Annotated in this window: 7 protein-coding genes, 1 pseudogene and 1 riboswitch; of the genes and pseudogenes, 1 reads left to right on the top strand and 7 read right to left on the bottom strand. The window is 63.4% G+C overall.

Features of this window, described 5'->3' with window-relative positions; genetic code table 11:
- Positions 1-20: 20 nt before the first annotated feature.
- The 7 genes from ybgF to ybgC all read right to left on the bottom strand — a co-directional run bounded on the left by ybgF (position 21) and on the right by ybgC (position 5,477).
- Positions 21-770 (bottom strand): tol-pal system protein YbgF, encoded by a 750-nt coding sequence (ybgF, locus tag ACTHNR_RS21290; protein WP_440549712.1) that lies wholly within the window; start codon positions 768-770, stop codon positions 21-23.
- Positions 771-792: 22 nt separating this feature from the next.
- Positions 793-1,296, bottom strand: a complete 504-nt coding sequence (gene pal / locus ACTHNR_RS21285) for a peptidoglycan-associated lipoprotein Pal (protein ID WP_440549709.1) — start codon at positions 1,294-1,296, stop codon at positions 793-795.
- 19 nt (positions 1,297-1,315) lie between these two features.
- On the bottom strand, positions 1,316-2,608 hold the full coding sequence (tolB, locus tag ACTHNR_RS21280) for a Tol-Pal system beta propeller repeat protein TolB (protein WP_440549707.1): 1,293 nt from the start codon (positions 2,606-2,608) through the stop codon (positions 1,316-1,318).
- Positions 2,609-2,718: 110 nt separating this feature from the next.
- Positions 2,719-3,720, bottom strand: coding sequence for a cell envelope integrity protein TolA (tolA, locus tag ACTHNR_RS21275; protein ID WP_440549704.1), 1,002 nt, complete (start codon positions 3,718-3,720; stop codon positions 2,719-2,721).
- Entirely contained in the window at positions 3,717-4,166 is a 450-nt protein-coding gene (gene tolR, locus ACTHNR_RS21270) for a protein TolR (protein ID WP_440549701.1), read from the bottom strand. The genes tolA and tolR overlap by 4 nt, the downstream gene beginning before the upstream one ends.
- 10 nt (positions 4,167-4,176) lie before the next feature.
- Positions 4,177-4,854: a protein TolQ gene (tolQ, locus tag ACTHNR_RS21265; protein ID WP_102608820.1), complete on the bottom strand. Its 678-nt coding sequence runs from the start codon at positions 4,852-4,854 to the stop codon at positions 4,177-4,179.
- Between the two features lie 152 nt (positions 4,855-5,006).
- Positions 5,007-5,477, bottom strand: a complete 471-nt coding sequence (ybgC, locus tag ACTHNR_RS21260; protein WP_440549698.1) for a tol-pal system-associated acyl-CoA thioesterase — start codon at positions 5,475-5,477, stop codon at positions 5,007-5,009.
- 130 nt (positions 5,478-5,607) lie between these two features.
- Positions 5,608-5,707, top strand: a riboswitch (ZMP/ZTP riboswitch).
- 167 nt (positions 5,708-5,874) lie between these two features.
- Here ybgC and glyA point away from each other — a divergent pair.
- Positions 5,875-6,194: pseudogene (gene glyA, locus ACTHNR_RS21255) on the top strand (serine hydroxymethyltransferase); the annotation flags it as partial.

The raw sequence follows: 6,194 nt of genomic DNA, 5'->3' as shown, positions 1-6,194 counted from the left end.
CCACGTCGCTACTTCCCGCCTTATTTCGTCTGCGCCAGCTTTTGCTGAGCCGACTGCGCCACATCCGACCCGCTGTATTGCGACAGAATCTGCTGCAACGTCTTGCGAGCCGCCGCCTTCTGCCCTTGTTCCAATTGGTTGTTGGCGATCGCCAGCAACGCCTCGGGCGCGCGCGGGTGCTGCGGGTAGTTCTTCACGATGCCTTGCCAAACGGCCGTCGAACCCTTGTAGTCGCGCTGCGCGTAAAGCGCATTGCCGAGCCAGTACTGCGCCGTCGGCTGGTAAGGGCTCTGCGGATACTTGGCGATGAAGTCGCGAAACGCGGCGGCGGCGCCTTTGTAGTCGCCGCTGCGAAACTGCTGCGACGCCGCGTTGAACGCATCCGTCTCACCGGGCTGCACGGAGCCTTGGACGCCATCGATCGTCTGAGTCTGCGGCTCGAACTTCTTGAGCCGCGTATCGAGATCGGTGTAGTAGTCCTTCTGCTGCTTCTGCAGCGTGGCGACCTGGTTCGACAGATCCTCGTTCTGCCCGCGCACCGTGGCGATCTGCTGGTTCAGCTGATCGATGCGCCCCTGCTGGTCGAGCAGCGTTCGCTGCGCGGCCGCGAGTTGGCTCGTGAGGTTATCCGTCTTCGCGCGCAAATCCAAAATGGCTTGGCGTGCTTGGTCGTCGTCGAACAGACCCGCGTGCGCCGGCCCGGCGACGAGCGCCGAGGCGGCCACGCATGCGGCTGCGGTACCGCGCAGCCAGGAGAAACGGTGCGTCATACGCGTTGTCACCCGTTACGAATTACTGATAGACGATATCCGCGCGGCGGTTTTGCGCCCACGAGGCTTCGTCGTGACCCGTCGCCATCGGCTTTTCCTTGCCGAGGCTCACGGCTTCGATTTGCGAATCGGCCACGCCCAGCGTTTCCAGGCCTTGCTTCACGGCTTCCGCTCGCTTTTGACCCAGGGCGAGGTTGTACTCGCTCGTGCCGCGCTCGTCGGTGTTGCCTTGAATCAGGACGTGGCGCTGCGGATGGCTCTTCAAATATTGCGCGTGCGCTTGCAACAGGCTTTGGTACTCCGGCTTGACCGAGTAGCTGTCGAAGTCGAAGTACACGCTGCGCTTGGCGAGCGGGCTGTTCGGGTTGTTCAGCTCATCGACCGTCACCGGCGCGACCGCGTTCGGGTTCGGTTGCGTGCCGACGGCGCCTTGCGTCGGGTTCTCGTTGAGCTTCGTGCCCGAATGGCAAGCCGCCAACGCGCCGACCAGCATGACCGCAAACGCGATACGAAGTTTGGACATCATTTTTTACTCTCCTTGTGTGTCATTGCATAAATGGACCCCAAGACGGCTCACGCACGCTGCCGCCTTGAACGGACAGGATTTGCCGAGTCCGACCGTCGGTCGAAACTGCGGCCAACACGCCACGGCCGTTCACCTGAGTGGCGTAAAGGATGTACTGACCATTCGCCGCGAAGCTCGGCGATTCGTCATGTGTCGTATCGGTCAGCGCCGTGGCGACGCCGGTCTGCAGATCCTGCACGTAGAGCTTGAATGCGCCGCCGACGCGCGAAATATAGGCAAGCTCCTTGCCGTCCGGGCTCACGCGCGGGCTCGTGTTGTAGTTGCCCGTGAACGTCACGCGCTGCGCCGCGCCGGCGCTTTCGCCTTGGGCCGACATCTTGTAGATCTGCGGCTGGCCGCCCCGGTCGCTCGTGAAATAAATCCACTGGCCATCGGGAGAGTAGAACGGCTCGGTGTCGATCGAGGTGCTTTGCGACAACCGGCGCAGACCGCCGCCGTTCGCGTTGACCGCGAAGATTTGCGTGTTGCCCGTGCGCGACAATGCCACGGCCACCGTGCGGCCGTCAGGCGACCACGCCGGCGCGCTGTTGTTGCCCTTCTGATCGGAGATCACCACGCGCCGGCCCGTGGGCAGATCGTGGATATAGACGATCGGCTTGCGCTTCTCGAACGAGACGTAGGCCACCTTCGTGCCGTCGGGCGACCAGGCCGGCGAGATGATCGGCTCGGGGCTCGACAGCGCGACGTGCGCGTCTTGGCCGTCCGAGTCCGAAATTTGCAGCTGGTAACGGTTGCCGACCTTGATCACGTACGACAGCCGCGTCGCGAATACGCCGCGGACGCCGAGCAGCTTCTGATAGATGTAGTCGGAGATCTTGTGGGCGGTCAGGCGCAGGCTGTCGGGGGGCGTCGTGAACGACAGGCCGCCGAGGCTTTGCCCCTTGACCGTGTCGTACAGCCGGAAACGCACGTCGTACTGGCCGTGCGCCGCGCGTGTCACGCTGCCGGCGACGAATGCGTTGGCGCCTTTGGCCTTCCAGGCGCCCAGATCGACGGAATCGGTTTCGGATACGGGCGAGGAACCGGCGTCGATGTTCGAGAACTTGCCGCTGCGCTGCAAATCCTGGCGGACGATCTCGCTGACCGATTGCGGCGCGCTCGCTTCATTGGCGAAATTTGCCGTCGCAATCGGAAATTGCGTGGAGCCGACGCCCGTCACGAGCACGTTCAATTGGGCGTGGGCCGCACCGGCCGACGCAATCAGGCAAGACGCGAGCAGCGTCCTAAAGCCTAGTTTCGTCATCAAACTCATGCTGGAAATCCCAAAAAACGAAAAAATGGCACGACAGCAAAGAGACTGCCCGACGCACAAATCGTTCCTGACCACTTCGCGCCCATCCGTCCCGTTCCTCTGCCGCGGGGTCACCCCGCGGGGCGCAGCGTGATGAGGAACGACGCCGGCGCCTTGCCGTTGATGTCGAGCGGCATCGGGTTGGACGCGTTGACGGCGTTGAGCGCGGCCGAATCCCACTGAGCATTGCCGCTGCCCTTTTGAATCGAAGCCGACAAAATCTGCCCATCCGGCGCGCAGTGCACGGAGACGACGGTTTCGAGCCCTTCGGTCGCACCGGCCCAAATGATGTTGGGCCGCACGCGCCGGCGCACCTTGTCCGAATAGCCTGGCGAGGCCGCCGTGCCGCCCGAGCCGCTGCCCGTGCCGCTTTTCGCGAGCCCGTTGCCGCCTTCGCTTTGTCCTGCCATGCCTTGCAGCTGGGCGAGCCGCGCGCGCCGCTCCTGTTCGAGCTGCTGCTTTTGCTTAGCCTGCTGCTGGGCCAGCGCCCTCGCCTTCGCGGCCTTTTCCGCGGCCGCTTTCTCCGCTTCGGCCTTTTGCTGGGCTTCGAGCTGCTGTTGCTTCTGTTGCGCCAGCTTTTGCTGTTCCGCCTGCTGTTGTTTGAGCTTTTCGGCTTGCGCCTGCTGCTGCTTCAGCTTCTCGGCGGCAGCTTTTTGCGCGGCCAGTTTCGCCGCTTGTTCGCGGGCGAGCGCCGCCTGGCGCTTGGCCTCGTCCTGCTGTTCCTGCAGCGCCTTCTGTCGCTGCGCCTCGGCCAGTTGGGCAGCGCGCTGAGCGGCTTCCTGCTCCTTGCGCTTCTTTTCTTGCAGCGCGATGTCGGCTTGCTCTTGGTCGACGGGCGGAGCCGGCTGTACGCGAACGGGCGGGGCAGGGGGAGGAGGCGGCTGCGTGGGCGTGGGCGGAATATCGGTCCACAGTTCGGCCTCGGCGCCGGCAGGGGTGCTGTTCTGCCAGTGAATGCCGTGATAGAGGAACAGCCCGAGCAAGACGTGCATCACGACCGCAAGCGCGAACGCGCGCCAAGTGCCGCGCTCGCGAGGCGGTTGCAGGGGGTAGACGGACTGCTTGCGGTTCATTGCGATTTGACGAGCAGACCCACGCGCTTGACGCCGCGCGCCTTCAAGTCGGACATGACGTCCATGACGCTTTCGTACTTGACGCTCTTATCCGCGGCGATCACGACCGGTTGATCCGGATGCGACACTTCGCGCTGCGTGACGAACGTGCCTAGATCGGCGCGCGTCATCTCTTGTTCCTGCGAGCCGCCGCCGTCGTCCTTGTAGCGCACGCTCATTTTGCCGTCGCCGCGGATGTTGACGACGACGGGGGGCGTTTGCTGCTGGGGCGCGGCGCCGCCGACCGTGGGCAGATTCACGATCGAAGGCGCGACGAGCGGCGCCGTCACCATGAAGATGACGAGCAGAACGAGCATGACGTCGATATACGGCACGACGTTGATGTCGGCCATCGCCCGGCGGGAACGGCCGCCGCGCATGCTCGAGCGATTGGTGGAGCCGGCCATCGCGTACTCCTTAATGCGCTTGGCGCTGCAAGATGTTCGAAAACTCTTCGATGAACGTTTCGAAGCGAATTGCGAGACGATCGATGTCGTGCGCGTAGCGGTTGTAGGCGACGACGGCCGGGATCGCGGCGAACAGGCCGATGGCCGTCGCGGTCAGTGCTTCGGCGATGCCGGGCGCGACGTTCGCGAGCGTCGCCTGCTGCACGTTGGCGAGACCGCGGAACGCGTTCATGATCCCCCAGACGGTGCCGAACAAACCGATATACGGGCTGACCGAGCCGACCGAGGCCAGAAACGCGAGGTTGGCCTCGAGCACGTCCATTTCGCGCTGGAACGCGGCGCGCATCGCACGGCGCGCACCGTCGAGGATCGCACCCGGATCGTTGATCCGGCGCTCCTTGCCCTTCAGGAATTCGCGCATGCCCGATTCGAAGATTCGCTCGAGCCCGCCGATCGTATGGCGGTTGTTCGCCGCGCTTTGGTAAAGCGCCTGCAAGTCGCCGCCCGACCAGAAATCACGTTCGAACTGCTCAGTCTGCGCCCGCGCGCGCCGGATGGCAAACCACTTGCGGAAGATGAAGGTCCACGACATCAGCGAGAGCAGCAAAAGCAGCCCCATCACCGCTTGAGCGAGCACGCTCGCATTGAGGACCAGCGAAACGATCGACAAATCTTGTGCGTTGTTCATAAAAATTGTGCTTATGCGTCAGAACGGGCAGGGCTCTGCAAGGCGCAAAGAGGGTTTAAGTCGGCCACTTGAAAGCGTCGACCCGGCAATGTCGAACCCCGCTTGGTATCGACCGGCACGATACAAGTTCATGGACGTAGTCTCAACGGAAATCAGGCGGTTGCCGTTGACATCCCCTGTTGAAATAGACCCGGTTCGCGGCGCAGCGCCTCCGATACCGACGACGGCAGTGCGACGGGCCTAAGGGTGGCATGTTCCACGCAACCGACGCGGATCGTGCCGGATGCTAGGACGACATCACCGCGGCGCGCTTCCTGCGCGAATTCGACGCTCGCCTTGCCGAGCCGCTCGATGCGGCTCGCGACCACGAGCATGTCGTCCAGGCGGGCCGGCGCGCGATACTGGACCGCCGTCTCGCTGACGACGAACAGAATGCCGCTTTGTTCTGCGAGCCTGCGCTGATCGACGCCGCATGCACGCAGCCATTCGGTGCGCGCGCGTTCGAAGAACTTCAGGTAGTTGGCGTAGAAGACAATGCCGCCTGCATCGGTATCTTCGTAGTAGACGCGGATCGGCCAGTCGAAGCTCGATTGCACGCCGCGACGATGGGTAGGCTGGTTCATGGCCCGGCATTTTACCGGATCGCGCATGTTGTCTCGAAAATGCGTAGATTCGGGCTGGCGCTGGGCTCGATCGCCACACTCATCGCGGCCCCAATTGCCTATTGGATGCGCTTCCAATACACTATTGCGCTCATCCCTGCGTGACTGGCGATAAAACCCTCCGGGGTCAAGGTGGAGCAACCCACCGTGAAGCGCAGGGTGCCGTTTTGCCGTTCGCCTGGGCAGCCGAGTTCCGCGCGCCGTCGTTCGCGCCGCCAGCGGTTGTCTCGCCCGCGTAACGGATTCCTCCGCCACGTCAGGGCTGGCCCTTCGCCAGCAGCGCAATCGTACGATCGATACGCGTTTCGCGTGTCTCGCGCGCGATTCGGCGAACCTGTTCACCCTTTACGGAATACGTATGTTTGACAGAGCCCAAAGCACCATCGCCAACGTCGATCCCGAGATCTGGAACGCCATCCAGCAGGAAAATCACCGCCAAGAAGAGCATATCGAGCTCATCGCGTCGGAAAATTACACGAGCCCGGCCGTGATGGCTGCGCAAGGCTCGCAACTGACGAACAAGTACGCCGAAGGCTATCCCGGCAAGCGCTACTACGGCGGCTGCGAATACGTCGACGAGGCCGAGCAGCTCGCGCTCGATCGCGTGAAGCAGTTGTTCGGCGCCGACCGCTACGGATGGGCCGCCAACGTGCAGCCGCATTCGGGAGCGCAAGCGAA

Origin of the sequence: Trinickia sp. (genome assembly GCF_051954495.1) — a bacterium.
Taxonomy (GTDB): domain Bacteria; phylum Pseudomonadota; class Gammaproteobacteria; order Burkholderiales; family Burkholderiaceae; genus Trinickia.
This window is presented reverse-complemented; position numbering and strand designations above follow the sequence as displayed.

Bases quoted from the DNA above. Each gene is read 5' to 3' on its own strand.
- tolB (WP_440549707.1), bottom strand. From the start codon at position 2,608: ATGAGTTTGATGACGAAACTAGGCTTTAGGACGCTGCTCGCGTCTTGC.
- pal (WP_440549709.1), bottom strand. From the start codon at position 1,296: ATGATGTCCAAACTTCGTATCGCGTTTGCGGTCATGCTGGTCGGCGCG.
- tolR (WP_440549701.1), bottom strand. From the start codon at position 4,166: ATGGCCGGCTCCACCAATCGCTCGAGCATGCGCGGCGGCCGTTCCCGC.
- ybgC (WP_440549698.1), bottom strand. From the start codon at position 5,477: ATGAACCAGCCTACCCATCGTCGCGGCGTGCAATCGAGCTTCGACTGG.
- tolA (WP_440549704.1), bottom strand. From the start codon at position 3,720: ATGAACCGCAAGCAGTCCGTCTACCCCCTGCAACCGCCTCGCGAGCGC.
- ybgF (WP_440549712.1), bottom strand. From the start codon at position 770: ATGACGCACCGTTTCTCCTGGCTGCGCGGTACCGCAGCCGCATGCGTG.
- tolQ (WP_102608820.1), bottom strand. From the start codon at position 4,854: ATGAACAACGCACAAGATTTGTCGATCGTTTCGCTGGTCCTCAATGCG.